Raw genomic sequence first — 25,314 nt, forward strand, 5'->3', positions numbered from 1 at the left:
CCACCACCAGCACGACGAGGAAGGGCCAGCCCCGGACGGGGCTGGCCCTTTCGTCGTACCGCCTCGGCCGGCGCCTCGCGGTCAGGCCCGGTCCGGAACCTCCTGCCCGACCGGTGTCGAATCCAGGGCCAGCGTGGCGCCGAGGCGCTCGACGGCGTCCCTGATCATCTGGCCGTACGCGTCGTCGCCGAGCGTCGGAAGGCTCTCCCGGGCGAGGGCGAGATGCTCGCTGGCCCGGTCCGGCCGACCGAGCTTGCGGTAATCCTCGGCGAGGTTGAGCTGGAGCGAGGGACGGAACGCCGCGACCGCCAGGCTGGCGTGGTAGCGCTGGGCCCGCTCGTCGGTAAGGGTGTCCGCGGCTTCGAGTGCCCGCAGGTCCCAGCGGAGTTCGTCGGCGGGATCGTCCTGTAGGTCGGCCAGGTAGTGGGCCAGGGTGCACCGGTGGAACGGATCACCGGTCGGGCCGATCTCCTCCCACAGTGTCGTGAGCCGCTCCCGGGCCGCCCCGGCCCGGCCGGTCCGGCCCCACTCGACGGCCTCAACGATGCTCGCCATGGTTTCGTCGACGTCCTGTCCCACTCTGCACTCCCACGCGGTCGGCTCTGCTGCTCCGACGATGCTCGGGCCTCGACCGGGTCGAGGGTCAAGTACGCGGTCAGCCCGGCCGGAACGGGCGGGCGACCTGTCCAACCACTTCCGTACGTCGGACGGACCCCGGGTGACTCAGGTCATAGGGCGTACGGCTCACGCCGGTCGAAGCGCCGCCGTCCGTGGTGTGACGGCCGGACACCGGAAGTGGACGACCGGACACCGGAAGTAGATCGACAGCGGAAGCAGGAGGAACGTCATGACACCGAAGCTGACCGGGCACCGGATCGTCGTCCTGGGCGCCGGTTACACCGGCATGCTGGCGGCGATCCGGACGGCCCGGCGGACCCGGCGGCACGGCGGCCGGGTCACCCTGGTCAACCCGTCGCAGCGGTTCACCGAGCGATTGCGCATGCACCAGATCGCCGCCGGGCAGCGGCTCGCCGAACACCAGATCCCGGACCTGATCCGGGGCACCGGGGTGGAGTTCCTGCCGGGCCGGGCCACCCGGATCGACCTGGAACGGCGCGAACTGCACCTGGACACCGCCGACGGTGACCGTCGGCTCGGCTACGACACCCTGGTGTACGCGATCGGCAGCGTCGCCGACACGACGAGGGTGCCCGGCTCGGACGCGAACGCGTACACCCTGGACAGCCCCGCCACGGCGACCCGGCTCGCCGCGCGGCTGGCCGAACTCGCCGGACGCGGCGCCGGAGGCACCGTGGCGGTCTGCGGCGGCGGCCTCACCGGGATCGAGGCGGCGACGGAGATCGCGGAGAGCCGTCCGGGACTGCGGGTCGTGCTGCTGACCCGCGACGCTCCGGGCTCGATGATGGGCGACCGGGCCCGCGCCCACCTCGACCGGGCACTGCACCGGCTCGGCATCGAGGTACGTACCGGAGTGGACATCGTCCGGATCGGGCCGGACGCGGTGGAGCTGGCCGACGGGGAACGGGTGCCGGTCGACGCCTGCCTCTGGACGACGGGCTTCGTCGCACCGCCGCTCGCCGCCGAGGCCGGGCTCACCGTCGACGGACACGGACGGATCGTGGTCGACCCGACGCTGCGGTCGGTCTCGCATCCCTCGGTGTACGCGATCGGCGACGCCGCCGCCATCCCGGCACCCTGGGGGATGCTGCACGGCACCTGCCAGAGCGGGATTCCCAGCGGGGCGCACGCCGCGGACGGCATCGGCCGGCGGTTGCGTGGCCGGGCGGCCCGGCCCTTCCGGTTCGGCTACCTGCACCAGCCGGTCTGCCTGGGCCGCCGGGACGCGGTCATCCAGTTCACCCGACCGGACGACACACCGAGCCGCTGGTACCTGGCCGGACGCCTGGCGATCACCTACAAGGAGATCGTCAGCAGCAGCCCCACCGCCACGTTCCGGCTCTCCCGCTGGCTGAGCGTGCCGCTGTGGGCGGTGTCGCGCCGAGCCGCGGACGCCGGGAGTTGACCATCGGGGGTACGGCGGTCAGCGGGCCCGGAAGTCGCGCAGCCCGACCAGCTTCTCCGGGTTGCTCACCAGGTGGACGGCGCTGACGACGCCGTCCACCAGGTGCAGGCTGACCGCCGCGACCGGGACACCGGCGGAGCTGACCACGATGCCGGGGCCGCCGTTGAACGACACGACGTCGGTCGCCGGATCCTCGGGCATCCGGCCCGCGAAGGTCAGCAGGGCCCGGGCCACCATGTCCAGGCCGGAGATCGCCTTACGCGGCGCCGGAGCCAGGCCGCCACCGTCACTGACCAGTACGACGTCCGGCGCCAGCACGTCCATCAGGCTGGCGAGATCGCCGCCGGAGCAGGCCGCGACGAACCGCTCGGTCACCAGTGCCCGGGTCGCCTGGTCGGTGTCGTACCGGACGCGCTGCCGCTCGACGTGCTCGCGGGCCCGGCGAGCGGTCTGGCGTACCGACGGTTCGCTCCGGCCCACGAACTCGCCGATCTCCGCGTACGAGTAGTCGAACGCCTCGCGGAGCACGAAGACCGCCCGCTCCAGCGGGGACAGCGCTTCGAGCAGCAACAGCATCGCGGAGGAGACGGTCTCGCCCAACGTCACGTTCTCGGCGACGTCCGGACTGGTCAGCATCGGTTCGGGGAGCCACGGCCCGACGTACGACTCACGGCGCGCCTGCGCGCTGCGCAACCGGTCGATCGCCAGCCGGGTGGTAACCCGGACCAGGTACGCCTCCGGGTCGGCGACGTCCGCGACGGCCACCCGACTCCACCGCAGCCACGCCTCCTGGACGACGTCCTCGGCATCGGTGAACCGGCCCAGCACCCGGTACGCGACGGCGTGCAGCCGGCCACGCTGCTCGGTGAAGATCCGCAGCGGCTCCGGATCCTCGACCACTGCCGCGCCGACCACCAGATCCCTCCCCGCGCATCGACCGCCGACCGTGGTGTTCCGGTCCGATCCGGCTCACCCTACCGACGCCGGCAAGGCCCGCCCGCCGACAGTCGCGGGTTCACCGGGTTCGGCGCCCAGCTTCGGCGCCCGGCTTCGGTACCCGGGTCGGGTGGTCCGGCCGGTGGCTACCACGTTCGTGGTACGTCCCTGGATGCCGTGCTCCGTACAGTGGCCGGATGAGGCGGTGGGCGGTGGACGCCGGGATCGTGGCGGTCGTCGGCGGGCTGACGGCGTACCGGATCGCGGTGGTCGCGGTGGAGCCGGGCGACCGGGCGCCGGACCTTTGGGCGTACGGCCTCGGGCTGGCGATGGCGGCGGCCCTGCTCGCCCGGCGGCGGTGGCCAGCGGGGGTGCTGACCGTGGTGGGTGGGCTGTTCCTGGCCTACCACGTGTCCCGGTATCCCGGTGGCGCACCGGCGGCGCCGGTCTGGGTCGCCCTGTACTCGGTGACGGTGGCCCCGCGTCGTCGGCTCGGTCTGGTGCTCGCCGGCCTGTTCATCGTGCTGGACCTTCAGGGACGGATCGTGGTGACCGGTGCCGGACCGCTGGACGCGACGTTGGACAGCTCGACGGTGGTGTTCGGCGCGGCACTGCTGCTCGGCGAGACTGTCCGGAGTCGGCGGCTCCGGTTGGCGATGCTGGCCGCCGAGCGGGACCGTACGGCCGAACGCCGGGTCGTCGAGGAACGGATCCGGATCGCCCGGGAACTGCACGACGTCACCGCGCACACCCTCGCCGTGGTCGGCGTGCAGGCCGGGGTGGCCGCCGAGGTGCTGGACGACGATCCGGGGCAGGCGCGGGCGGCCCTGGAGACGGTCCGGCAGGCCAGCCGGGAGGCGCTGGCGGAACTGCGCGCCGCGGTCGGCGTACTCCGGGACGGCACCCGCGCCCCCGGACCGGAACCGCCGGCACCCGGCCTCGACCGGCTGCCCGCGCTGGTCGCCGCGACCGGTGCGGTGATGCGGCACGACGGCGAACCGCGCCCGCTGCCCCGGGCGGTGGAGGCCACCGCCTACCGGATCGTGCAGGAGGCGGTGGCCAACGCGGTACGGCACGCCGACGCCCAGCGGATCGAGGTACGCCTGGGCTACCGCCCCGACGGGCTCTGCCTGACCGTCCGCGACGACGGCCGGGGCACCGCCGGACCACAGGGCAACGGCCGAGGCACCACCGGGCCACAGGGCAACGGCCGGGGCGCCGCCGAGCCGCAGGGCAACGGCCTGCGCGGCATGACGGAACGCGCCACCGGGCTGGGCGGCTGGCTGCGGGCGGGCCCGGCCGACGACGGAGGCTTCCTAGTCCGAGGATGGTTGCCGGGATGAGCGTCCGGGTGCTGGTGGCGGACGACCAGACACTGGTCCGGGCCGGTTTCCGGGTACTCCTGGAGCGGGCACCGGACATCGAGGTCGTCGCCGAGGCCACCGACGGGGACGAGGCCATCGCGTTGACCCGGGCGCACCGACCGGACGTCGTACTGATGGACATCCGGATGCCCGGCACCGACGGGCTGACCGCGACCCGGCGGATCCTCGCCGACGACCGGCTGCCCGGAGTCCGGGTCGTCGTACTGACCACGTTCGAGCTGGACGAGTACGTGTACGCGGCCCTGCATGCCGGCGCGAGCGGCTTTCTGCTGAAGAACCTGGAGCCGGACGAGCTGCGCCGGGCGGTCCGGGTGGTGGCGGCCGGTGATGCGCTGCTCGCCCCGGAGGTGACCCGCCGGCTCATCGCGGCCTACGCCAGCGGCCCGGAGGTACCGGGCCTGCACGCGCTCACCGCGCGGGAACGCGAGGTGGTGACCCTGGTCGCGGACGGCCTCTCGAACGCGGAGGTGGGCGCGCGGCTGGGCATGAGCACGGCCACCGCGAAGACACACACCAACCGGGCGATGACGAAGCTCGGCGCGCGGGACCGGGCCCAGTTGGTGGTGTTCGCCTACCGTGGCGGGCTGGCCGGGATACGACGACCGCGGTAGGCGGGCGTCCATCCGAGGCGGATCCGCCGGCCCTCGGCCGTACATAGCGTTCGGTCCATGTTTCTCATCTTGGGTCCGGTGCTGAATCTGATCGCCGGCTTCTTCTGGGAGTCCGACCGGCAGGGAGTCACCGCCGGTACGCTCGTCGCGCTCTCCTGCGCGTGCTGGCTCGTCGGCCTGATCGGCCTGTACGACCGGCTTCGGAACATCGCGCCCCGCTACGTGGCGGTGGCGCTGCCGGCGACGGTCTTCGCGACCGTCGGCGGCGTGGCATTCGGCGTACAGAGCATCCACGAAGGACTCTTCGACGCCTCGCACGCCACGACCATCGAGCTGCTGAACGCCTATCCGTTCGCCGCCTGGACGCTCTACTGGATCGGCGGGCCACTCTTCCCGCTCGTGCTGTTCGGGCTGGGGCTGGCACTGGCCAGGCTGCGCGCCGCGCCGCTGCCGGTCGGCGTACTGCTCTGCCTGGGCGCGATCGCGTTTCCGCTGAGCCGGATCACCCGCGAGGCGTCCATCGCGCACGTGGCCGACCTGCTTCTGCTGCTGCCCTTCCTCTACCTCGGGCTGCGGGAGCTACCCGGGCTGCGCGGCGGAGTTGCCCCGGGTACTCCTGACCCGGAACCGGCGCAGGTGCGGGCCAGCGGCGCGCCGACGGGCGGCAGCCGGGGGTGAAGGTCCCGGAAGGGCCGTGCGGCGGGGTACGCACACCGGGCCCGGGATGACCACGCGAGGTGGTCGTCCCGGGCCCGTCAGCTGAGCCCAGCCCAGCCCAGCCCAGACCGTGGCGTGCCGACACCGGTCAGAGTCGCGCCCGAGCCACCGAGATCGTGCGTGGCACCCGTCGTGAGCCAGAGTGGTTGCGCAGTGAGCCAACTGGTGCCATGATGGCACCATGGACCTGAGGCCGTACGTCGAGCACCTGCGCAACGAGCTCGCCGTCGCTGCGGAGGACGCCGATCCGGACGGCAGGGCGCTGGCCGAGCGGCTCTTCACGCAGTTGGCGGCGGCCACCCGGCTCACGCTGCTCGACGCGCTGTCCGACGCGGCCGACGAGATCACCCGCGAACTCGCCCCAGGCTCGGTTTACGTGCGGCTGCGTGGACGCGAGCCCACCTTCGTAGTGGCGCCGGCCAGCCCACCGGTCGACGACGCGGACGAGAATCCCGCTCCGGCCGCGCCACCGGCACCCGTGCCGGCACCCGGCGGCGACGACGGCGCCACCTCGCGGATCAACCTCCGCCTCCCCGATCACCTCAAGGCCAGCATCGAAGAGGCCGCCGGCCAGGCCGGACTGTCGCTCAACGCCTGGCTCGTACGAGCCGCGGCCGGCGCCATCGGCGCCGCCGACCCCGACCGCCGACCGGCCGGACATTCCCAGCCGAGACCCGGCCAGCAGGTCACCGGCCGGGCGCGTTAGCCGCGTTCAGGTCGTCTCTTCCACCTCTCTCACCAGCAGCAACGTCCATCGACCACGTTTCGGGAGACCACCATGCCTGTTTTCGACACACCAGAACCGATTTCCGTTCAGATCGAGCTTCCCGTCGGCCACGCGTGGATCACCGCGACAGACCGTGCCGACACCGTGGTCGAGGTGCGGCCCCGCAACGAGTCGAGCAGGGCCGACGTGAGCGCCGCGGAGCAGACCACCGTCGAATACGTCGCCGGACAGCTGATGATCAGGGCACCGAAGAGCTGGCGACGCTACGTCTTCGGCGGGGGCCCCGCGCTCGACGTCACGATCGAGGTGCCGAGCGGGTCGAGTGTGCGGGCCGAGGCGTCGTGGGCGGCGTTCCGCGCCGAGGGGCGGCTCGGCGAGTGCCGGTTCAACACCGGGGGTGCGATCCGGCTCGACCAGACCGGGCCGCTGGAGATCGACACGAGTCATGGCGAGGTCATCGTGGAACGCGTCGCCGGTTCGGCCCGGGTCACCGCCTCGTCCGGAAAGGTACGCATCGGCGAGATCGACGGCAGCACCGAGATCAGGAATTCCTCCGGTGACTGCTGGATCGGGCAGAGCGGCGACGACGTCCACGTCAAGACCGCCCACGGCGACATCACCGTCGACCGGGCACTGGCCTCGGTGACGGCGCGCACCGCTCACGGCACCGTCCGGATCGGCGAGGCCGTACGCGGATCGATCGGGTTGCAGACCTCCTACGGCGGCATCGAGGTCGGCGTCCGGCGCGGCACCGCCGCGTGGCTCGACGTCACCTCCCGGCACGGCCGGGTGCACAACGCGCTCGACACGACCGACAGTCCCGCGGAGAACGACGACACCGTCGAGGTCCGCGCGAGCACCTCCTGGGGCGACATCATGGTCCGCCGCGCCTGATCGACCCCGGCCCCCTGCATGCCCACCGCGTGTCTGCGGCGGCACGCGTAGGAAATCGATCCCATGCCGCTGTTGTGCGGCCACTTATCGGCAGTCCGCGACAGGTAGACGTCGCGGCGGTCAGACATCTCGACAGGAGATTTCCACATGTTCGCGAAATTCGGGCGAGCCATCGTCCTCAATCCGTGGAAGGTCATCGCGGTATGGCTCGTGCTGCTCGTCGGCTCGTTCTTCGCACCTTCCCTGGCCGACCAGGTCAGCACCGATCAGGCCAGCTTCCTGCCCTCCCGCTACGAATCGGTGCAGGCGCAGCAGTTGGCGGAGCGCGCGTTCGGTCAGGGCGACGGGGCGAGCGCCACCATCGTCGTGAAACGCGTCGACGGCCAGCCCCTCGGCACTGCCGACACCGACCGGGTCGGTCAACTCGCCCAGACACTCCAGAGTGCCGGCATCGACCGGGTCGGCACCGCTGTCACCGGGCCGCAGGCCGTCTCCCCGAACAAGCAGGTGCAGCTCGTCAACATCTCGCTCACCGGCCCACCCGCCGATCCGGTGCTCGGTGACGCCGTCGTGTCGATCCGCGAGCGGGTGCAGTCCGCCCTGGACGGCTCCGGCCTGTCAGCCGCGGTGACCGGGGACGTCGCCCTCATCGTGGACAACCAGGACGCGTTCGACACCGCACTGCTGGTCGTCAGCATCGTGACGCTGGCCCTGGTCGTCGGCCTTCTCCTCGTCATCTACCGCAGCCCCGTCGCGGCGTTCCTGCCGGTCGTGGTCGTCGGCGTGGTGTCGGCCGTGTCGAGCGCGGTCATCACGTTGTTCGTCAAGGCGTTCGGCATGCAGGTGGACCAGTCACTGTTGACCATCCTCACCGTGGTGCTGTACGGCGTCGGCACCGACTACATCGTCTTCCTGCTGTTCCGCTACCGCGAACGGCTACGCGCCGGTGACGCCTCGAAGAACGCGCTCGCCACGGCGGTCAGCCGGGTCGGCGAGGTCATCGCGTCCGCCGCCGCGGCGATCGTGATCGCGTTCGGCGCCCTCCTGCTCGCGGTCTTCGGCGGCTTCCGGAGCCTCGGTCCGGGTCTCGCCATCGGAGTGGTCGTCATGGCGATCGCCGCAGTCACCCTGGTACCGGCCATCGTCTCGCTCATCGGCCCCAAGGTGTTCTGGCCGTCGAAATCCTGGCAGCGCACCCCCGCGGGCAGCATCTTCCAACGCCTCGGCCGGTTCACCGGACGTCGACCGGCCGTGGTCGCCCTCGCCTCGGGCGGCATCATGGTCGTACTCGCGCTGGGTGTGTTCGGCCTCAAGGTCGACTACGACCAGATCGGGCAACTTCCCGCCAACACGGAGTCGGCACGCGCCCTGGACGACCTGAAGGCCGGGTTCCCCGCCGGTGCCCTCAACCCCACCACCGTCTACGTACGCGCGGACAACGGCCAACGCCTCGACCCGGCGACACTCAGCGGCTACGCGCAATCGTTGACCCAGGTACCCGGCGTCGGGAACCTGATGCCCGGACCCGACGGCGGCCCGGCCACCATCAGCGCGGACGGTACGACCGCCCAGATCAGCCTGCTGCTGAACACCAGCCCGTACTCGACCTCGGCACTCGACCTGGCCGGTGAGGACCTGCGACAGGTGGCCCACGACCAGGCCCCGGCCGGGACGACCGCACTGGTCGGCGGGGTCAGTTCGGTCTTCGCCGACATCCGCGACGCGAACAACCGCGACCTGTGGGTGATCTTCCCCGTGGCCGGAGTGCTGATCGCCGTGATCCTGGGCCTGCTCCTGCGCAGCCTCGTCGCCCCGGTTTACCTCATGATCGCAGTCGGCCTCGGCTTCATGGCCACGCTCGGTGCCACCGTCCTCGCCTTCCAGGGCGTCGGTGGCCGATCCGGCCTGTCGTTCTCGCTGCCGATCATCCTGTACCTGTTCGTGGTCGCGATCGGCACCGACTACAACATCCTCATGATCGCCCGGCTACGCGAGGAGGCACGGGCCGGCAACGATCCCCGCACCGCCGCCGCCCTGGCGATCCAACACGGCGGACCGTCGGTGGCCGCCGCCGGTCTGATCCTCGCCGGCACGTTCACGTCGATGCTCTTCGCCGGAGTGTCGTTCCTGACCGAGATGGGTTTCGCCGTCTCGGTGGGAATCGTGCTGTCGGCGTTCGTCATGTCCCTCTTCCTCGTCCCCGCGGTCACCGCGCTACTCGGCCACACCGCCTGGTGGCCCGGACACGGCGACGCCATCCGCTCGGCCCCGCCGTCGGCCGAGCCGACTGCGACCAGCGAGCCGGCGTCGGCGGCCGTACCGGCCCGCTGAACGATCGCGATACGCGGTGGGCGGGCAGAAATGCTCCGCCCACCGCGTATCGCAGACACCGTGGATCATGGGGCCGGTTCGGCGTTCGAAGATCCGGCGGCCGTGGCGGGGTCGGTGCTGCCCCGCCGGCGGAGGCCACGTCGCATCCCGGTGCGCAGGAGGATGGGCAGGGTCACCAGCAACGCCCCGGTCACGGCGGCCAGCAGCAGCGCGACGCCCATCGGGAGTTGCCCGTGGGCACCCAGGAAGTGCACGTCGGATGGTTGGCCGTTCTGCAGGATGAAGATCAGCAGCAACAGCATGGCCGCGGACGCCGCGAGCGCGATCCACAGGCCGCGGGTACGGGCCACCGAACGGGTCCGAGTGTTGGTCCCGGGAGGCTCTCGGCCGACGGCCGACCGGGCTGGACTCATGAACCTTGTCATGGCTGGACCTCATCTCGGCGAGGGTGCGCGAAGTCCGTAAACCCAAGGCGCCGGGGATCCAGGAACAGCACCAGCCTAGTCCTGATCCAGATTGCCCTACGCCCCGGATGTCGGAGTTTCCCGCCGGCCGGTAAAAGGACGGCGGATCGCGGTTACCGGACATCCGCGTGCACGCACGGGTACCGCCGGGCCGAGAGTTCGTTGGATTGCCGATCGAGCCCGGCCAGCGGCAGCCGGCCGCCCGCCAGCTCCGACGGACGCGACCCGCCGGTCGGCACGCGGCACAGCGTACTGTTTGGGGCAGCCCCCGCTGCCGCGGCCGCGCGGCGCGACGGGCCTTCGATGATCGCCACCCGACGATCGGGCTCCATGGCGGGCCGTTGGCTGCGACCGGCAGCCGTCCGGACGCGATCCGGACACGAATGACGGCAGCCCCACCGAGGCCATCCGCGAGGAGAGAACAGCAATGGAAATCGACAAACTTAAGATCGTAGAATGGCTGCACGGCCGAGGTCAGCACGCCCGAGCCGACTGGGTCGACAAGGAACTGCCGGACCGGGTCGACACCGTCCGCAACGCGGGCCTGCTCGCGACTCTCGGCCTCGACCCCGCCGACCTGGCGGACCAGCCGGCGAAGTAGACCCCTCGGCGGCGGCCGCCTCCTAGGCGGCTTGCTTCAGGACGTTCCCCTCGTCGTCCCGGGCGGCCTGTGGGTGGCGGCCGGGTCCGCTCGGCGCCGGCACCGGTGCCGGCGTCGCGACGGGGATGTCCCGGGCCCGTACGACGTTCGCCGGGTCGGCAGCGGTGCGCATCGCCTCCTCCGCCACCGCCGCCGTGGTCGCGGGCGGCACGACGAGCAGATCGATCTGGTCGCCACGCTCCGTGGTAGCGATCACCATGGCGGTATCCAGCGAGGTGAACCAACCCACCCGCACCACGTCCGAGCCGACCGCGATCCGACGGAACTGATCATCCCAGGCGCCACTGTTGGCTATGACGTTCCGGATCCGCCCGTAGCGCTCGGACAGGGCCAGAACGAGCCCCGGCAGTTCGGCTTCCGGATCCCACGAACGTGGCCACCAGCCGCCGTCCAGGACCGCCCCGCTGTTCCGGACGGAGGCGAGCCGCAGTCGCGGAACGGATGGTGCGCTCGAAGGAACGACAGTGCTGCGTCGAGTGGCGGTGACCATGTCAACCATCCTGGTGTTCGAGGGGCGGATGCCGCCGTCACGGCGGCGTCCTGGTACGGAACCGGGGGTATCCGTTCGCCGGCCTGACGTTCGATCAGGCGATCCTGTGTGGGCGGCCGAAGTGGTCACGGTCGGACGACGTGACGTGACCTGGCAGGCGGCGGGGCGACAGCGCGCAGGCGCGCCCCGTGCCGTGGGCACTCGCCGAGTTGGGACGAGCTGGTGCCTGATCGCCGGATCCGCTCGGTCATCGTGACCTCGTCAGGTGGGAGATGCCCGCAGGTGGCGGACTGCCAGCCACCGGGGTCCCGAGCGACATCCCGAGTCTACACCTGCCCAGCTCAGATCGACGTCGACAGTCGGCCGACGGCCTACGCCGTCAGGTCGACACCAACTGCCGAGCCTGCTCCAGGGTGGTCGGCTCGCCGTGGCTGCCGACGTACCACTCGTAGTCGTCGCTGAGCAGGTCACGCACCATCGCCAGGTCGAGGCCGTCGTCGGGGGCACGCAGGTGCGCCGGCGGCGGATAGAAACAGTCGCCCAGCAACGCGACCCCCGAGTCCGACACGAACACGACCGTCGAGTCCGGCGCGTGGGCACCGCCGACATGCCGCAGGCGTACGCCGGTCGGCAGCGTCAGCTCGTCGGTGAAGGTACGCGTCGGCGGCAGGATCGTGAAGTCGTCCCAGCCCTGCATGGCCAGTGCACGGGCCCGGAAGCTCGGTCCCAGTCGCGGATTCGCCCGCACCTCGTCGCGCAGGTAACGGTGACTCCACGGCCGGGCAGCCTCCTGCCGGAGAATCTCCAGGCCGGTGACGTGGCCGACGATCTCCACGTCGGGCCAGGCGCAGGCGCCCCAGACGTGGTCCCAGTGGTGGTGGGTGTAGACCAGCCATTTCGCCGGGGGCAGACCGGCGACCCGGATCGCGGACTGGATCTCCCGGGCGTGTGCCGGGCTGTGTCCGGCGTCGACGACCACGCTGCCGCGATCGTCGGCGACGACGGCGACGCTGCCGCGAATGTTCTCGGGGTCCGGATCGCCGGGAACGAGCCAGACCCGTCCGGCGAGTCGCCGCGGACTGAGGGCGTCGATGGCAGGCAACCTCCGGCTCGGGGTCCGGACGGACCGGGTGGGCTGGCACACATTATCCGGGCGACCGGTGGCACCCGGGCTACCGTACGGCGTGCCAGTGGGAGGGGGCGGAGAAAGTTGATCACCCGTGCCGACGTCGAGAGCGCCGCGACCCGGACAGCCGGACACATCCGGTCGACCCCGGTCGCCCAGGTCGAACCCGACCTCGTCGCACCGGCCGGCGAACTCTGGCTGAAGCTGGAGTTCCTGCAACACTCGGGGTCCTTCAAGGCGCGGGGCGCGTTCAACCGGATCCTCGCCGCGACCGAGACCGGCGAGCTACCGGCCGAGGGAGTGATCGCGGCATCGGGCGGTAACGCCGCGGTCGCGGTCGCGTACGCCGCGAAGACCCTCGGGGTGCCGGCCGAGGTGTACGTGCCGACCACCACCCCCGCAGTCAAGATCGCCAAGCTGCGGCAGCTCGGCGCCACCGTGCTCCGGCACGGCAGCGAGTACGCCGAGGCGTACGAGGCGGCGACCAAACGGGCGATCGAGACCGGGGCGCTGTTCTGCCACGCGTACGACCAGCCCGAGATCTGCGCCGGTCAGGGCACCCTGGCCCTGGAACTGCTCGACCAGATCGGTGAGCTGGACACCGTACTGCTCGCCGTCGGCGGGGGCGGGCTGATGGCGGGGGTGGCCGCCGCCCTCGACGGAGTCGTCCGGGTCGTCGGCGTCGAGCCGGAGACGGCTCCGGCCCTGCACGCCGCCCTGGCCGCCGGCCGTCCGGTCGACGTCGAGGTGTCCGGGATCGCCGCCGACTCGCTCGGCGCCCGTCGCGTCGGGACGATCGCCTACGACGTGGCGGTCCGGACCGGCGTGCGGAGCCTGCTGGTCACCGACGAGCAGGTCGTCGACGCGCGGCGGCTGCTCTGGGACCGCTACCGGGTGGCCGTCGAGCACGGCACCGCCGCCGCCGTCGCCGCCCTCACCTCCGGCGCCTACCGGCCCGCCAGCGGCGAACGCCTTGCCGTCCTGCTCTGCGGCGCCAACACCGACCCCGCCGATCTGGTCGGCTGATCCTCCGACCCGCTCGGCCGATCTCCCGATCTGGTCGGCTGATCCTCCGCACCCCGGGCGGACCAGCCCACGTCCGGGCCGAGCAGGTCGGCGAGCCGGGCCGCGTCGCGCTGGGCCTGGCCGTCGCAGCAGTTGTTCAGCAGGACGTGCAGTTCCTTGGTCTCCCGGGCGAAGTCGCGGAGCCGTTCCGCCCACTGCGCCAGTTCGTCGTCCCGGTACGCGTACCGGAACTTCTCCTGCTTGTCCCCGCCCTCCCAGGCGGTGCTACGGCCGTGGAAACGCATCACCGCCGGCTCGGCGGTGGCCAGCAGGACCGGTGGGATCGACGAGGCGTACCCCTGGGGCATGTCGACGCTGACGATCGAGATGTCGTGCCGGGCGAGGAACCCGAACGTGTCCGGGGCGTTGTCGCCGTCGAACCACGAACCGTTCCGCAGCTCGACCGCGACCCGCCAGGGCCGGCAGCGCTCGGCGGTGTCGAGGATCCGCCGCTTCGCCGCCTCGCCGTAGCCCATCCAGGGCGGGAACTGGAAGAGCAGCGCACCCAGTTTGCCGGCGGCGGCGATCGGCTCGACGATCTCCCGGAACCTTCCCCACAACCCCTCGTACGTCCCCGGCGGCAGGTCGCCACGGCGTACCCGGCCGTCCTCCCGACCGGCGGGCCGGAGATCCTTCGGCAACGCGGACAGCGTGGTCGGATGGCTGGTGAACAGGCTGAACGCCTTGATGTTGAACGTGAAGTCGGGTGGCGTACGGTCCGCCCACGCCGCCGTAGTCTCCACCGCCGGCAGTGCGTAGTAGGTGGTGTCCACTTCGACCAGGCCGAACCGCTCGGCGTAGTACGCCAGCCGACCGGCCGGGGTGTTGACGGCTCGGGGATACCAGCCCGAGGCGAGCAGCGACCGATCCGCCCACGAGGACGTGCCCACCTTTATCTCGCCCATGCCATAGTTTGTCCCCACCCACCACATAGGCCCAAACCTCGGGCGGCGCAACGGGCAGCGCGGGGATCCGGGCCGGGATCAGCCGTCCTGGTCCGGGCCCGTCACGGCGACCGGTTGGCGCGTCCAGGTACGGCGTCCGCGTCCCGCAGCGGCCGGGCCGGGTCGAAGTCGGCCCGGAGCAGCACGCTCTGGTCCGGATCGGCGGCCGGGAAGAGGGTGCCCTCGTGCTGCACGGCCGCCGTCCCCCAGGCGACCGCGGTACGCAGTGCCGGCGCTCCCCTGCCGCCGCCGTGCAGGAACCCGGCCAGGGCGGCGTCGCCGGCTCCCACCGCGCTGACCACCCGCGCGACGTGTGCCTCGGCGTGCAGCGCCGCCTCGGCGTCGACCAGCAGGGCACCGTCGGCACCAAGGCTCGCCAGTACCGCGTCGGCACCGAGGGTCCGGACCTCCCGCGCCGCGTCGACGACCTCGCCGAGCGTCCGCAATGGTCGTCCGACCAGGTGGGCGAGTTCCTGTGCGTTCGGTTTGACCAGGTCCGGGCGGCCGGCGAGGCTCGCCCGCAGCGGTTCGCCGGAGGTGTCGACCGCGACCCGGACGCCCCGGTCCCGGGCCGCCCGGGCCAGCCGGGCGTACAACCCGACGGGTACGCCGTCCGGCAGGCTGCCGCAACAGGCCAGCCAGGCGACGTCGGCGAGGTTGTCGAGGACGACCCGGACCAGTGCCTCGGTCTCGTCGGCGTGGAGTTCGGGTCCGGGTTCGTTCACCTTGGTGACGGTGCCGTCCGGCTCGACCAGGCTGATGTTGCTGCGGATCTCGCCCCGGACGGCGACCTGCCGGACCGGCAGTCCCGCCCGGCCGAGCATCTCGGACAGTTGGGCGCCGACGGAACCACCGACCGGGAGCACCGCGGTGGCCGGCAGCCCGTGCCGGTGCAGCGCCAGGGCGACGTTCACGCCCTTGCCGCTCGGCTCGCTCCAGCCACGACGGCTGCGGATCACCGCCCCCCGGGGTAGGGCGTCGACGAACACCGTCCGGTCGACACTGGGGTTGAGGGTCAGGGTGAGGATCACACGTACTCCACTTCGATACCGGCGCCCTCCAGTTCCCGACGCCGCGCGTCGGGTAGTCCGGTGTCGGTGATGAACAGGTCGATGTCGCTCGGATCCCCGTGCCGGTTCCCCCGGATCAGCCCGACCTTGCTGTGGTCCGCGAGGAGGATCCGCCGCCTCGCCGACGAGATCATGTGCCGTTTCACGGCCGCTTCGGCGAGGTCCGGCGTGGTCAGGCCGCGCTCCAGGGAGATGCCGTTGGTACCGAGGAACGCGACGTCGACGTTGATGTCGGCGAGTCCACGGATCGCCCAGTCGTCGACCTGGGCCAGGGTCGGACCCCGGAGCCGGCCGCCCAGCGTGACGACGGTCAGCCGGGGCCGGCTGACCAGGGCCAGGGCGATCGGCAACGCGTTGGTGTAGACGGTCAGCTCCGCATGCCCGGGAAACATCTCCGCGAGCAGGGCGGTGGTCGATCCGGCGTCGATCAGCACCGCGCCGTGGGTCGGCAGGTGGGCCAGGGCCGCGCGGGCGATCCGCTCCTTCTCGGCCGAGAACTCGGTACGGACCGCCACCGCCGGCTCGTGGGAGAGGCTCTCCACCGGGACCGCGCCGCCGTGCACCCGACGCAGCAGACCGTTGCGCTCCAACCGGATCAGGTCCTTGCGGACCGTCTCACCGGTGACCCCGAGCGTGCCGGCGACCTCGGCGGCATCGACCCGTCCCCGGCTGCGCATCGCCTGGAGGATGTGCTGCCTGCGCTCGTCCGCGTACGGCGGCCGGCTGTTCGTACCGGCCGGAGCGTGGCGGTCATGCGCGCCCGGAGGGTCATCCGCCATCGTGTCGTCCGGTTCCGGCGGCGTCGGGAAACTCGTCGGCGGTGGCGTAGACCCCGGCGGCCAGCCCGGCCAGCAGCGCGGCACCCCGGGCACCGGCCTCGGCGACCGGGGATCGCCGTACCGGTCCGAGCCGGCGGGCCTTGACCTGCATCAGGGCCGTGCTGCGCGCCCAGCCACCGACCGCCACCAGGTCGTTGTGGGCGCCGCTGTACGAGGTCATCGCGTCGTGGATCACGCCGATGTCCTCGGTCACCGACTCCAACGCCAGCCGCCAGATTTCGGCCGGCTCGGCGCTCTCCCCCGGTCCACCGGCCCTCGGCCGCGGAATCACCTTGATCGACCGGCCCTCGTCCTCGATCCGTCCGGTAAGCCGGGACGGGTCGACCCGACTCGCGAGCGCGTCGAGTTCCGGCAGGTCGGCCCGGTCCAGGCCGAGACCGGCGAGGACCCGTTGCAGGACCAGTCCTCCGGTGGTGGCGCCGAGCAGGCACCAGCGTCCGGCCAGGGCGTGCCAGCCGACGGTGACTCCGGCGGCGACGAGCCCGGCGACGGTCTCCGGCGGCAGGCCCGGGGCGACCGAGCGGACCAGCGCCTCGGCCGTACCGCAGGAATCCAGTTCGTCGCCCGGCCGCAGCGCACCGGCACCGATGGCCGCGACCTGGTGGTCGTGGCCGCAGACGGTGAGTGTCGCGCCGGTCAGCCGGGCCAGGCCGGCCCGCTCGGAGACGGTACCCAGCGGCGCTCCGGCCGTCACCAGCTCGGGCATCAGCGACGCGCTCGCCCCCGACCAGTCCAGCGCCTCCGGCCACCAGTCCCGGCCGTCGAGCCGCAGCCAGCCGGTACGGGAGGCGAGCGACTGCTCGCAGGCTTCCTGGCCGCCCAGTCCCCGGACGACCCACTCGGCGACGTTGAGCCGGCGTACGGCACGCCGGCTCTCCGGATGGTGGCCGCGCAGCCAGCGGTGCTTGGTGAGCGCCCACTGGTGCCGCAGCGGCAGGCCCGTGGTCCGGGCGAAGGTGTCCGGTCCGATCCGGGCGTGCAGGTCGGCCAGTTCGCGCTCGTCGCGGGTGTCGTGCCAGGCGATCATCGGGCCGAGCGGGTGACCGGCGGAATCCAGCAGCACCCCGGACTCGCCCATGCTCGCCACGCCCACTCCGGCGACCCGGCCGGACGGGGCGTCGGCGAGGGCCGTGGCCAGCGCGTCGAGGGCGGCGGCCAGTAGGGCGTCCGGGTCGAGTTCCGCGCCGGTCGCGGTGGACGTCCAGGGCGTGCCGACCGAGGCCTGCGAGACCGGTTCGCCCGACTCGCTGAACACGACGGCCTTGCTCGCCGTCGTGCCGACGTCGAGGCCCACCAGCAGTTGACCGCCCACTCGGGACCCTCCTCGTGCTGCGGTCTCGCCAACTTGTGTAACGATGTGGATCGTTGCTTTTTGTTGGGAAACTGTCAAGACCGAACGGAGTTCCCGGATGCCCCTCACCGCCACCGGACAACTGGTCGACCAGGCTCAGGCGAACGGCACCGCGATCGCGGCGTTCAACGTGATCACCCTGGAACACGCGGAGGCGATCGTCGCCGGAGCCGAGCGCGCCGGCCGGGCGGTGATCCTTCAGATCAGCGAGAACGCGGTGCGTTTCCACCACGGCAGGCTCGCCCCGATCGCGGCCGCGACCACCGCCGTGGCCGAACTCGCCGCGGTTCCGGTGGCCGTGCACCTCGATCACGTCGAGAGCCGCGACCTGCTGCACGCGGTCCGGGGCACCGGGATCAGCTCGGCGATGTTCGACGCCTCAACGCTCGACTACGCCGGCAACGTCGCCGCCACCGCCGAGGCGGCGGACTGGGCCCACGAGCACGGGCTGTGGTTGGAGGCGGAACTGGGCGAGGTCGGTGGCAAGGACGGCGCACACGCCCCCGGGGTACGCACCGACCCGGCCGAGGCGGTCGAGTTCGTCGCCGCCACCGGGGTCGACGCCCTGGCGGTCGCGGTGGGCAGTTCACACGCGATGACCGACCGCACCGCCACCCTCGACCTCGACCTGATCGTCCGGCTCCGGGAGGCGCTGGCCGTACCGCTGGTGCTGCACGGCTCGTCCGGCGTCCCCGACGACGACCTGACCCGGGCCGTACGGGCCGGAATCGTGAAAGTCAACGTCGGCACGATCCTGAACGTGGCGTTCACCGACGCGGTCCGCGCCCAGCTCGACGCCGGACCGGTCGTCGACCCCCGCAGGTACCTGGCCCCGGCGCGCGAGGCGGTCGCCGGGACCGTCGCCCACCTCGTCACGACCATCTCCTGACCCGCCCGCCCGCCGCTCCGCCCTCAGGTGTCGTACCTGTGACACGGTTGCCTCGGACCCGACCCGGAGGTGCCGTCACCGGGCCTCGGCGTGACATGCTGCCGGCTGGAGCACTCCGGTCGGCTTCCGCCGGCCCGTCCGCACGAGGAAGGCCGTCAGACGCACCTATGAGCCACGCCCATCTCCACAGCCACCCGCCGCGCTCCGGTCGGCCGTCGAGCCCGGCGGCGCGGCGGCTGACGCTGGCCCTGCTGATTCCGGCGGCGATCCTCACCATCGTGTCGATGGCGCTGCTGTGGCCACGGGATTCGCCCGAGCCGGAGGCGGTCGACGGGCCGACCCAGGTGTTCGGACAGGTCGTCACGGTCGAGTCCGTCCCCTGCCCCGAGCTGCCCGAGGGCGAGGAACTGCCACCCGGTGCGCCGACCGAGTGCGGCACGGTCACCGTCGCGCTGACCGAGGGGGTGGGTGCCGGTCAGCGGATCACCACCGATGTCCCGTCCGGGCCGGGTGCCGTCACCGTGGCCGCCGGTGACGAGGTGGTGCTGCTGTACCTGGAGGGCAGCCCCGAGCGACCGTACTCGATCATCGATCACCAGCGGTCCCACCAGTTGTGGCTGCTCGGCGCGGCGTTCGCGCTCGCGGTCGTCGCCTTCGGCCGGTGGCGTGGCCTGACCGCGCTGGCCGGGCTCGGTGTCACCTTCGCGGTGCTGCTGATGTTCGTCGTCCCGGCGATCCTCGACGGACGCTCGCCGCTGCTGGTCGCCATCGTCGGGGCCGCGGCGATCATGCTCACCGTGCTGTACCTGACGCACGGGTTCAGCATGACCACCACCGTCGCGGTGGCCGGCACGCTGGTCAGCCTGAGCATCACCGCGGCCCTGTCCGCGATCGCCACGGCCGCCACCCATCTGTCCGGCATCGCCGACGAAACCTCCAACTACCTCGCCATCACCCAGGGTGAGGTCAACATGCAGGGCCTGCTGCTGGCCGGCATCGTCATCGGCTCCCTCGGGGTGCTCGACGACGTCACCGTCACCCAGTCCGCCACCGTCTCCGAGCTGGCCCTGGCGAATCCCGGCTACGGGTTCCGCCAGCTCTACGGCGCCGCCACCCGGATCGGCCGTGCCCACATCGCCTCGGTCATCAACACCATCGTGCTGGCGTACGCCGGTGCCTCCCTGCCGCTGATGCTGCTGTTCGCCGCCGGAACCACGCCGGTCAGCGAACTGCTCACCAGCCAACTCATCGCCCAGGAACTCGTCCGCAGCGCGGTCGGCACCATCGGCCTGATCGCCGCCGTTCCGATCACCACCGCCCTGGCGGCGGTACTCGCCGCCCGGCACCACTCCGCCCCGGCGCAGTCGGCGGGACCGCACCGCACCGGTCCGGCCCTCCCCGGTGAGGTACGGGTCGCCACCGGGGCGGAACCCGTGGCCGGGTCACCTGCGCCCCAGCCACCTGCGGCCGAGCCCGCTGCGGCCGGGCACTCTGCGGCCGAGCCATCGACCGCCGGGCCCGCTGCGGCCGGGTCGCCGGAGGCGGATCCCTGGATGGCCTTCGTCGACCAGCACCCCAACCGCCGCCCGTAACGCGCTGTCCCCAGCGGTGTGTCGTACGCGGTCGTGCCGTGGTTGGCCGTACCGGGCCGGGTGTGCCGTCAGTCCGTCGTCATGATCCACTCTGCGATGTCACACAGCAACGCCATCCGGTCCGCCCGGGACATGGGATCCCGCCCGCCGAACGCGGACCGGCTCCACGGGCCGTCCGGGCCGAGGAACCGGGCCGCCCGAGCCGTGCCCAGCAGGTAATCGAGGTGGAGCAGCCCGCCCATCGCATCCGGCTGGTTGTAGTGGCGATCGGTGCGCGGCAGGTAGCGGTCCAGGTACGCGGCGAGGATCGCGGCGTCCTCCGGCTGCCCGAACCGGGTCAACGCGAAGCAGTAGCCCTGGCCGGCGTACACGAGTTCGCTCGTGAGCAGCAGCTCGCCCAGCACGGCCCGGAACCGGGTACGGCGGTCGAAGCCGATCAGCCAGGCCGCCGTGAGCCGGGCCCGCCAATCGATCGTCTCACCGGGCTGGAGCATGAACTCCAGCTCGGCGTCGCTGATCTGGCGCGCGTCGTCGCGCATCGCCCGGAGAAAGGGGCCACGCCGCTCCTCGGGCAACGCCGTGAAGTTCCCGTGCAGCAGCTCCAGGTAGCGAGGATGACCGCCGACATCCTCGGGCCGCCCGATGACGTATCGACGGGTCACGGCTTCCGGCGGTAGCGGGTCCACCAGCACATCATGTCGGGCGCCTCCACCGACCGTCACCGGCGTCGGTCGGCGTTCCCGTTCCCGTTCCCGTTCCCGGCTACGGCTACGGCTACGGCTACGGCTACGGCCCGACGGGATCGTTTCGGCTCGGTGGCGCGTTGGTGTCCGTCGCGGCCCGGACGAACTCGCGTACCCGGGTGGTGGTGTTGGTCTCCAACCAGACGAGTCCCCGTTCGATCGGCGGCACGTCGCGGATCGGCACGTACGCGACGTCCGGGCGGGGGTAGTACCGCCGGCTGTGCTCGCCCACGGGAAGGACGCCCTTGCCCAGTGCGACGAGGGACAGCAGTTCGGAGAAGCTGTTCCCGGTCGGGCCCTTCGGCACCGGCCTGCCCGACGGGGTGTGGTCGGGCGTGCGGTCCTGCTTGAACGCCGCGGAGGTGACCGCCGGGTACTGCACGACGGGGTGGTCGGCGAGGACTTCGAGGGAGACCGACTCCTCCCGGGCCAGCGGATGCGCGGCGGCCACCGCCAACATGCGGTCCTCGGTCAGCAGGGTCGGGCCACAGGCCATGCCGTCGAACGGGTACGAGGCGAAGAGGATGTCGATCGAGCCGTCCAGCAGGCTCGACCGGGTGTTGGAGAGCTGGGCCTCGTGCACCTGGACCTCGCAGTCCGGGTGCCGCTCGTTGAACAGCTTGACGGCCTTGAGCAGCGTCGGCGCGGTCCACTCGCCCAGGAACGCCACCCGCAGTTGTCCGTTCACGCCGCGCCCGGCGTCGACGGCCCGCCCTACGGCCTCGTCGATCCCGGCGACCAGTGGCGCCAGGTCCGCGGCCAGCTGGCGCCCGATCGGGGTGAGCCGGACCACCCGGCTGGTGCGTTCGAACAGCGGCGCACCGATCCGGCGTTCCAGCTTCTTGAGCACATGACTGATCCGCCCGGTCGTGACCCGCAGGCGCTCGGCGGTACGGCCGAAGTGCAGCTCCTCGGCGAGCGCCAGGAAGGTCTCGATCTCGTGCCGCTCCAGCATGCGCCTTCCCAATCGTTGAATCTGGCTCAACGATCGTAGCTCGATCATGGCTTGGTGGCCGCCGCCGTCCGATGGATCGTGGAGAGCGACCGGGCCGACCGGGCCGACGCCGACACCGGATGACGGCGACATCCACCGGGCCGGATGCCCACGATCAGACCGACTGGCTGCGCCAGGCCCACTACATCGAAACGAGGTAACGCGGATGCGAGTGAAAGCCTTTGATCACCTGGTACTCAACGTCCAGGACGTCGAGCGGGCGCTGGATTTCTACTGTGGACCACTCGGCCTGGAGCCGGTACGCGTCGCCGAGTGGCGGGCGGGGAAGGTCCCGTTCCCGTCCGTACGGGTCACTCCGGAGACCATCATCGACCTGGTCCAGCGCCCTCGCGGCGAGTCGAACGTCGACCACATCTGCCTGGTCGTCGAGCCGCTGGACTGGACGGAGGTGGTCGAGTCGGGCGTCTTCGACGTGCGCGAAGGACCGGTGGGCCGGTTCGGCGCACGGGGCAACGCGACCTCGATCTACGTACGGGACCCGGACGGCAACACCGTCGAACTGCGCTGGTACCCGCAGGATCTCGAAGGGTAGGTCGGTCCGCCCCCCCGTCGCGCCCCGCTCGCGACGACTCCGCACGGAACGACAGTTCGAGTAGACTCGAATTATGGACGCGCCGCAGCCCACCCGCGAGCAGTTGAGCCTGCCCAACGTCCTTGAGGCGCTGGCCAACCCGCTGCGACTGCGGGCGGTGGCCCGCCTGGCCCACGCGCCAGGTGGGCTGAGCTGTGGCGAACTGCTCCCGGGCGTCTCCAAGTCGACCGCCAGTCACCACTGGCGGATCCTGCGCGAGAGCGGCCTCATCGAGCAGCGGCGGGACGGACGCTACCTACGTCCGATTCTCCGACGCGACGATCTCGATGCCCGTTTTCCGGGAGTCCTGGATGCGGTACTGGCGAATGTGGGCGAAATCGCGGCCGTTCCGGACGAATGCACCTCTCCGTCCGTTCCCGCCTGATCGTCGCCGTGCCGGCGTTTTCCCAGGTCAGGATGTCGAGCTAACAGTGCGGCGACTTGCAACAGTTCGACGGTACTAGTACTCTCGAACTGTTCTTGCTCGGCCACCACGCCGGCTCACGCCCGCACCAGGGCGGTACCGGCCTGCCGCGACCATCGCCGGTGGTGGCCCCGCTCCCATCCCGGTGCTCGCAGGAGACTTCCGTGCTGTCATCTGACCGGCCCGCCCGTGCCTCGTCGCGGCTGATCCTCGTCGTTCTGGTTCTCGGTGTGCTGGCGTTCGCGCTGGTCCAAGGCCTGATCGCTCCGGTACTCCCGGAAATTCAGCGCGATCTGAACACCACCCAGAGCCTGGTCACCTGGGTGCTGACCGCGTATCTGCTCTCGGCGTCGATCTTCACGCCCATCCTCGGCCGCCTCGGCGACCGGATCGGCAAGGACCGCGTCATGCTGATCTCGCTGACCGCGCTCGCGGTCGGTTCGCTGATCTCGGCGGTCGCCCCCAACATCAGCGTGATGCTGATTGGCCGGATCATCCAGGGCGCGGGCGGCGGTGTCGTACCACTCGCCTTCGGCATCATCCGCGACGAACTTCCCCGGGAACGCGTCGCCGGGTCCGTCGGCATCGTCGCCGCGCTGCTCGCGGTCGGCGGTGGCATCGGCATCACACTGTCCGGCCCGATCACCGGAACCCTGGGGTACCGCGCGCTGTTCTGGCTACCGGGGATCGTGGTCGTGGTCGCCGCCGTCGCATCGCACCTCGTCATCCCGCCGTCGCCGACCCGTCATCCCGGTCGGATCAGTTGGACCGCGTCCACGCTGCTGGCGGCCTGGCTGGTCGCACTGCTGGTACCACTGACCCAGGCCTCGTCCTGGGGCTGGGGGTCGACCCGGGTGATCGGCCTCATCCTCGCCGCCGTCGTCCTCGCCGCCGCCTGGATCGTCGTCGAGACGCGTTCCGCGAACCCGCTCATCGACATGCGCATGATGCGACTGCCGGCGGTCTGGACGACCAACCTCGTCGCCCTGCTCTTCGGCGTCGGCATGTACGCCCTGATGGGATTCCTTCCCGCCTTCGTGGAGACGCCCGCCTCGGCCGGTTACGGCTTCGGCGCCAGCATCACCCAGGCCGGGCTGATCCTCCTGCCGATGACCGCCGCGATGTTCCTGTCCGGAATGCTCGCGCCACGGCTGTCGCACCGGTTCGGGCCCAAACGGATACTCGTCGCCGGCACTGTGATCAGCATCGGTGCGTTCGCGATCCTGACCCTCGCCCACGACCAGCGGTGGGAGGTCCTGCTCGCGATGGCCATCATCGGCCTCGGCTTCGGCGCGGCGTTCGCGACCATGTCCAACCTGATCGTGGCGGCCGTTCCGGCTCACCAGACCGGCGTCGCCAACGGCATGAACGCCAACATCCGTACCATCGGCGGCTCGGTCGGTGCGGCGCTGATGACCAGCATCGTCGGCGCGCACACCCTGCCCGGAGGGCTACCTGCGGAGAGCGGCTACACGTGGGGCTTCGCGGCCCTCGGCGTCGCCAGCGTCGGTGCCGCGCTGGCCGCCCTCCTGGTGCCCCACCACGGACGGGCGGCCAGCAACCCGGCCGAGGGCACCATCGGCAGCCCGGACTTCCGGCCGGCTGCCGCAGCCGCGCGGTAGCCGCTTCGACCCGATCACCAACCCGCCTTCCACGACACGTGCGGGGTACCGGCCCCTCGGACCGGTACCCCGCACGTGTCGTGTTGCGCGGGTGACGTGGACCAATGCCGCTACTCTCTTCTCGGTACACGCGGGGTGAGCATCGGATCCCCCCAGCCGGGGCAACAACCGGCGGCGGGTGCGCCGTACAGTGTCGACACCATTGATCGAGGAGGACGCTGTGTCTGAGCCGCAACCTGCGCCGGGCTTCCCGGAGGCTGCCGCGTCCGAGGTGCCGGGCGACGAGGGAGCCGGCGACGCCACGCCGCGCCTGCTCGTCATGTCGTCCGGTGACGGGCCGATGCCGCCCACCATGGTGTGGCCAGGGCCGGAAGGCCAGCCCGGCTGGGCGATCCCGGTCACGATCCCGCCCGGCACCCGTGGATACGCGGTGTTCATTCCGTTGCTGCCGGTCGCTGCGTCCCCGGCGCAGGTGAAAGCGGACGCCCAGCCCGCCCCGGCACCGGTCCCGGACACGCAGCCCCCCGTCGCGAGTACGCAGGCGTCCCCGGTGTCCGTGCCAGCCGCGGTGTCCGGCGGGAAGACGACATCCGCCGCGGGTTCGTCCTCGACCCCGGACACGTCACCTGACACGCCGCCCACGCCGGCCCTCTCCTCTCAGCCCCCGGGTGCGGCCGGCACGCCGCCAGCCGGCACCAGCACACCAGCCGGCAGCACCACCACACCAGCCAGCAGCACCGCGTCAGCCGGCAGCACCACCACACCAGCCAGCAGCACCGCGTCAGCCGGCAGCACCACCGCAC

At 71.7% G+C, this 25,314-nt stretch carries 26 protein-coding genes; 14 read left to right on the forward strand and 12 right to left on the reverse strand.

The window, feature by feature from the left end; translation table 11 throughout:
• Positions 1-81: 81 nt before the first annotated feature.
• Positions 82-555, reverse strand: a complete 474-nt coding sequence (locus ACFP2T_RS36610) for a hypothetical protein (protein ID WP_377430741.1) — start codon at positions 553-555, stop codon at positions 82-84.
• A gap of 292 nt (positions 556-847) precedes the next feature.
• Here ACFP2T_RS36610 and ACFP2T_RS36615 point away from each other — a divergent pair, with 292 nt between their 5' ends.
• Positions 848-2,044, forward strand: a complete 1,197-nt coding sequence (locus ACFP2T_RS36615; protein ID WP_377430186.1) for an NAD(P)/FAD-dependent oxidoreductase — start codon at positions 848-850, stop codon at positions 2,042-2,044.
• Between the two features lie 18 nt (positions 2,045-2,062).
• On the opposite strand, the gene sigJ is transcribed toward ACFP2T_RS36615, so the two are convergent.
• Entirely contained in the window at positions 2,063-2,959 is an 897-nt protein-coding gene (gene sigJ / locus ACFP2T_RS36620; RefSeq protein ID WP_377430188.1) for an RNA polymerase sigma factor SigJ, read from the reverse strand.
• A gap of 218 nt (positions 2,960-3,177) precedes the next feature.
• Here sigJ and ACFP2T_RS36625 point away from each other — a divergent pair, with 218 nt between their 5' ends.
• From ACFP2T_RS36625 to ACFP2T_RS36650, 6 genes are all read left to right on the forward strand, one after another.
• Complete coding sequence (locus ACFP2T_RS36625) at positions 3,178-4,323, forward strand: sensor histidine kinase (RefSeq protein WP_377430191.1); 1,146 nt, start codon at positions 3,178-3,180, stop codon at positions 4,321-4,323.
• Positions 4,320-4,976, forward strand: a complete 657-nt coding sequence (locus tag ACFP2T_RS36630; protein WP_377430194.1) for a response regulator transcription factor — start codon at positions 4,320-4,322, stop codon at positions 4,974-4,976. The genes ACFP2T_RS36625 and ACFP2T_RS36630 overlap by 4 nt, the downstream gene beginning before the upstream one ends.
• A 57-nt stretch (positions 4,977-5,033) precedes the next feature.
• Positions 5,034-5,654: a hypothetical protein gene (locus ACFP2T_RS36635; RefSeq protein WP_377430196.1), complete on the forward strand. Its 621-nt coding sequence runs from the start codon at positions 5,034-5,036 to the stop codon at positions 5,652-5,654.
• Between the two features lie 220 nt (positions 5,655-5,874).
• Positions 5,875-6,399, forward strand: a complete 525-nt coding sequence (locus ACFP2T_RS36640) for a toxin-antitoxin system HicB family antitoxin (protein ID WP_377430198.1) — start codon at positions 5,875-5,877, stop codon at positions 6,397-6,399.
• Positions 6,400-6,471: 72 nt separating this feature from the next.
• On the forward strand, positions 6,472-7,314 hold the full coding sequence (locus ACFP2T_RS36645; RefSeq protein ID WP_377430201.1) for a DUF4097 family beta strand repeat-containing protein: 843 nt from the start codon (positions 6,472-6,474) through the stop codon (positions 7,312-7,314).
• 147 nt (positions 7,315-7,461) lie between these two features.
• Positions 7,462-9,645: an MMPL family transporter gene (locus ACFP2T_RS36650; RefSeq protein WP_377430204.1), complete on the forward strand. Its 2,184-nt coding sequence runs from the start codon at positions 7,462-7,464 to the stop codon at positions 9,643-9,645.
• A gap of 65 nt (positions 9,646-9,710) precedes the next feature.
• Here ACFP2T_RS36650 and ACFP2T_RS36655 read toward each other — a convergent pair whose 3' ends face one another.
• The gene (locus ACFP2T_RS36655) at positions 9,711-9,995 is read right to left on the reverse strand and encodes a lipopolysaccharide assembly protein LapA domain-containing protein (RefSeq protein WP_377430207.1); all 285 of its coding nucleotides are present in this window, start codon (positions 9,993-9,995) and stop codon (positions 9,711-9,713) included.
• A 541-nt stretch (positions 9,996-10,536) separates the two neighbouring features.
• Between ACFP2T_RS36655 and ACFP2T_RS36660 the strand changes: the two genes are divergently transcribed.
• Entirely contained in the window at positions 10,537-10,710 is a 174-nt protein-coding gene (locus ACFP2T_RS36660) for a hypothetical protein (RefSeq protein WP_377430209.1), read from the forward strand.
• Positions 10,711-10,732: 22 nt separating this feature from the next.
• Here ACFP2T_RS36660 and ACFP2T_RS36665 read toward each other — a convergent pair whose 3' ends face one another.
• Both ACFP2T_RS36665 and ACFP2T_RS36670 read right to left on the reverse strand, forming a co-directional pair.
• Positions 10,733-11,260, reverse strand: coding sequence for a DUF5994 family protein (locus ACFP2T_RS36665; RefSeq protein ID WP_377430212.1), 528 nt, complete (start codon positions 11,258-11,260; stop codon positions 10,733-10,735).
• Between the two features lie 379 nt (positions 11,261-11,639).
• Positions 11,640-12,362, reverse strand: coding sequence for an MBL fold metallo-hydrolase (locus tag ACFP2T_RS36670; protein ID WP_377430214.1), 723 nt, complete (start codon positions 12,360-12,362; stop codon positions 11,640-11,642).
• A gap of 108 nt (positions 12,363-12,470) precedes the next feature.
• On the opposite strand from ACFP2T_RS36670, the gene ACFP2T_RS36675 reads away from it, so the two are divergent.
• Positions 12,471-13,412, forward strand: coding sequence for a threonine/serine dehydratase (locus tag ACFP2T_RS36675; protein WP_377430216.1), 942 nt, complete (start codon positions 12,471-12,473; stop codon positions 13,410-13,412).
• Here ACFP2T_RS36675 and ACFP2T_RS36680 read toward each other — a convergent pair.
• The 4 genes from ACFP2T_RS36680 to ACFP2T_RS36695 all read right to left on the reverse strand — a co-directional run bounded on the left by ACFP2T_RS36680 (position 13,334) and on the right by ACFP2T_RS36695 (position 17,616).
• Positions 13,334-14,356 (reverse strand): DUF72 domain-containing protein, encoded by a 1,023-nt coding sequence (locus ACFP2T_RS36680; RefSeq protein ID WP_377430218.1) that lies wholly within the window; start codon positions 14,354-14,356, stop codon positions 13,334-13,336. The two genes, ACFP2T_RS36675 and ACFP2T_RS36680, sit on opposite strands and share 79 nt — an antisense overlap.
• Before the next feature lie 101 nt (positions 14,357-14,457).
• Positions 14,458-15,426, reverse strand: a complete 969-nt coding sequence (pfkB, locus tag ACFP2T_RS36685; protein WP_377430221.1) for a 1-phosphofructokinase — start codon at positions 15,424-15,426, stop codon at positions 14,458-14,460.
• The gene (locus tag ACFP2T_RS36690; protein WP_377430223.1) at positions 15,423-16,244 is read right to left on the reverse strand and encodes a DeoR/GlpR family DNA-binding transcription regulator; all 822 of its coding nucleotides are present in this window, start codon (positions 16,242-16,244) and stop codon (positions 15,423-15,425) included. Before ACFP2T_RS36690 ends, pfkB begins: the two co-directional genes overlap by 4 nt.
• On the reverse strand, positions 16,234-17,616 hold the full coding sequence (locus ACFP2T_RS36695) for an FGGY-family carbohydrate kinase (protein ID WP_377430226.1): 1,383 nt from the start codon (positions 17,614-17,616) through the stop codon (positions 16,234-16,236). The genes ACFP2T_RS36690 and ACFP2T_RS36695 overlap by 11 nt, the downstream gene beginning before the upstream one ends.
• 97 nt (positions 17,617-17,713) lie before the next feature.
• Between ACFP2T_RS36695 and ACFP2T_RS36700 the strand changes: the two genes are divergently transcribed.
• Both ACFP2T_RS36700 and ACFP2T_RS36705 read left to right on the forward strand, forming a co-directional pair.
• Entirely contained in the window at positions 17,714-18,544 is an 831-nt protein-coding gene (locus ACFP2T_RS36700; RefSeq protein ID WP_377430228.1) for a class II fructose-bisphosphate aldolase, read from the forward strand.
• Positions 18,545-18,711: 167 nt separating this feature from the next.
• Entirely contained in the window at positions 18,712-20,136 is a 1,425-nt protein-coding gene (locus ACFP2T_RS36705; protein ID WP_377430231.1) for a YibE/F family protein, read from the forward strand.
• Positions 20,137-20,204: 68 nt separating this feature from the next.
• Here ACFP2T_RS36705 and ACFP2T_RS36710 read toward each other — a convergent pair whose 3' ends face one another.
• Both ACFP2T_RS36710 and ACFP2T_RS36715 read right to left on the reverse strand, forming a co-directional pair.
• A complete protein-coding gene (locus ACFP2T_RS36710) occupies positions 20,205-20,822 on the reverse strand; it encodes a DUF6000 family protein (RefSeq protein WP_377430234.1) in 618 nt (205 codons plus the stop codon).
• Between the two features lie 100 nt (positions 20,823-20,922).
• A complete protein-coding gene (locus ACFP2T_RS36715) occupies positions 20,923-21,834 on the reverse strand; it encodes a LysR family transcriptional regulator (protein ID WP_377430237.1) in 912 nt (303 codons plus the stop codon).
• Between the two features lie 205 nt (positions 21,835-22,039).
• Here ACFP2T_RS36715 and ACFP2T_RS36720 point away from each other — a divergent pair, with 205 nt between their 5' ends.
• From ACFP2T_RS36720 to ACFP2T_RS36730, 3 genes are all read left to right on the forward strand, one after another.
• Entirely contained in the window at positions 22,040-22,426 is a 387-nt protein-coding gene (locus ACFP2T_RS36720) for a VOC family protein (protein WP_377430240.1), read from the forward strand.
• 73 nt (positions 22,427-22,499) lie between these two features.
• Complete coding sequence (locus tag ACFP2T_RS36725) at positions 22,500-22,850, forward strand: ArsR/SmtB family transcription factor (protein ID WP_377430243.1); 351 nt, start codon at positions 22,500-22,502, stop codon at positions 22,848-22,850.
• 56 nt (positions 22,851-22,906) lie between these two features.
• Positions 22,907-24,511, forward strand: a complete 1,605-nt coding sequence (locus ACFP2T_RS36730) for an MFS transporter (RefSeq protein ID WP_377430246.1) — start codon at positions 22,907-22,909, stop codon at positions 24,509-24,511.
• A 657-nt stretch (positions 24,512-25,168) separates the two neighbouring features.
• Here ACFP2T_RS36730 and ACFP2T_RS36735 read toward each other — a convergent pair.
• Positions 25,169-25,309, reverse strand: coding sequence for a hypothetical protein (locus ACFP2T_RS36735; RefSeq protein ID WP_377430249.1), 141 nt, complete (start codon positions 25,307-25,309; stop codon positions 25,169-25,171).
• Between the last annotated feature and the right edge of the window lie 5 nt (positions 25,310-25,314).

Source organism: Plantactinospora solaniradicis, from assembly GCF_042658085.1.
Taxonomy (GTDB): domain Bacteria; phylum Actinomycetota; class Actinomycetes; order Mycobacteriales; family Micromonosporaceae; genus Plantactinospora; species Plantactinospora solaniradicis.

What these genes read in the sequence shown, in the direction of transcription:
- ACFP2T_RS36610 (WP_377430741.1), bottom strand. Translation starts at nt 555, where the DNA reads ATGGCGAGCATCGTTGAGGCCGTCGAGTGGGGCCGGACCGGCCGGGCC.
- ACFP2T_RS36615 (WP_377430186.1), top strand. Translation starts at nt 848, where the DNA reads ATGACACCGAAGCTGACCGGGCACCGGATCGTCGTCCTGGGCGCCGGT.
- ACFP2T_RS36625 (WP_377430191.1), top strand. Translation starts at nt 3,178, where the DNA reads ATGAGGCGGTGGGCGGTGGACGCCGGGATCGTGGCGGTCGTCGGCGGG.
- ACFP2T_RS36630 (WP_377430194.1), top strand. Translation starts at nt 4,320, where the DNA reads ATGAGCGTCCGGGTGCTGGTGGCGGACGACCAGACACTGGTCCGGGCC.
- ACFP2T_RS36635 (WP_377430196.1), top strand. Translation starts at nt 5,034, where the DNA reads ATGTTTCTCATCTTGGGTCCGGTGCTGAATCTGATCGCCGGCTTCTTC.
- ACFP2T_RS36640 (WP_377430198.1), top strand. Translation starts at nt 5,875, where the DNA reads ATGGACCTGAGGCCGTACGTCGAGCACCTGCGCAACGAGCTCGCCGTC.
- ACFP2T_RS36645 (WP_377430201.1), top strand. Translation starts at nt 6,472, where the DNA reads ATGCCTGTTTTCGACACACCAGAACCGATTTCCGTTCAGATCGAGCTT.
- ACFP2T_RS36650 (WP_377430204.1), top strand. Translation starts at nt 7,462, where the DNA reads ATGTTCGCGAAATTCGGGCGAGCCATCGTCCTCAATCCGTGGAAGGTC.
- ACFP2T_RS36660 (WP_377430209.1), top strand. Translation starts at nt 10,537, where the DNA reads ATGGAAATCGACAAACTTAAGATCGTAGAATGGCTGCACGGCCGAGGT.
- ACFP2T_RS36665 (WP_377430212.1), bottom strand. Translation starts at nt 11,260, where the DNA reads ATGGTCACCGCCACTCGACGCAGCACTGTCGTTCCTTCGAGCGCACCA.
- ACFP2T_RS36680 (WP_377430218.1), bottom strand. Translation starts at nt 14,356, where the DNA reads ATGGGCGAGATAAAGGTGGGCACGTCCTCGTGGGCGGATCGGTCGCTG.
- ACFP2T_RS36690 (WP_377430223.1), bottom strand. Translation starts at nt 16,244, where the DNA reads ATGGCGGATGACCCTCCGGGCGCGCATGACCGCCACGCTCCGGCCGGT.
- ACFP2T_RS36700 (WP_377430228.1), top strand. Translation starts at nt 17,714, where the DNA reads ATGCCCCTCACCGCCACCGGACAACTGGTCGACCAGGCTCAGGCGAAC.
- ACFP2T_RS36705 (WP_377430231.1), top strand. Translation starts at nt 18,712, where the DNA reads ATGAGCCACGCCCATCTCCACAGCCACCCGCCGCGCTCCGGTCGGCCG.
- ACFP2T_RS36715 (WP_377430237.1), bottom strand. Translation starts at nt 21,834, where the DNA reads ATGCTGGAGCGGCACGAGATCGAGACCTTCCTGGCGCTCGCCGAGGAG.
- ACFP2T_RS36720 (WP_377430240.1), top strand. Translation starts at nt 22,040, where the DNA reads ATGCGAGTGAAAGCCTTTGATCACCTGGTACTCAACGTCCAGGACGTC.
- ACFP2T_RS36725 (WP_377430243.1), top strand. Translation starts at nt 22,500, where the DNA reads ATGGACGCGCCGCAGCCCACCCGCGAGCAGTTGAGCCTGCCCAACGTC.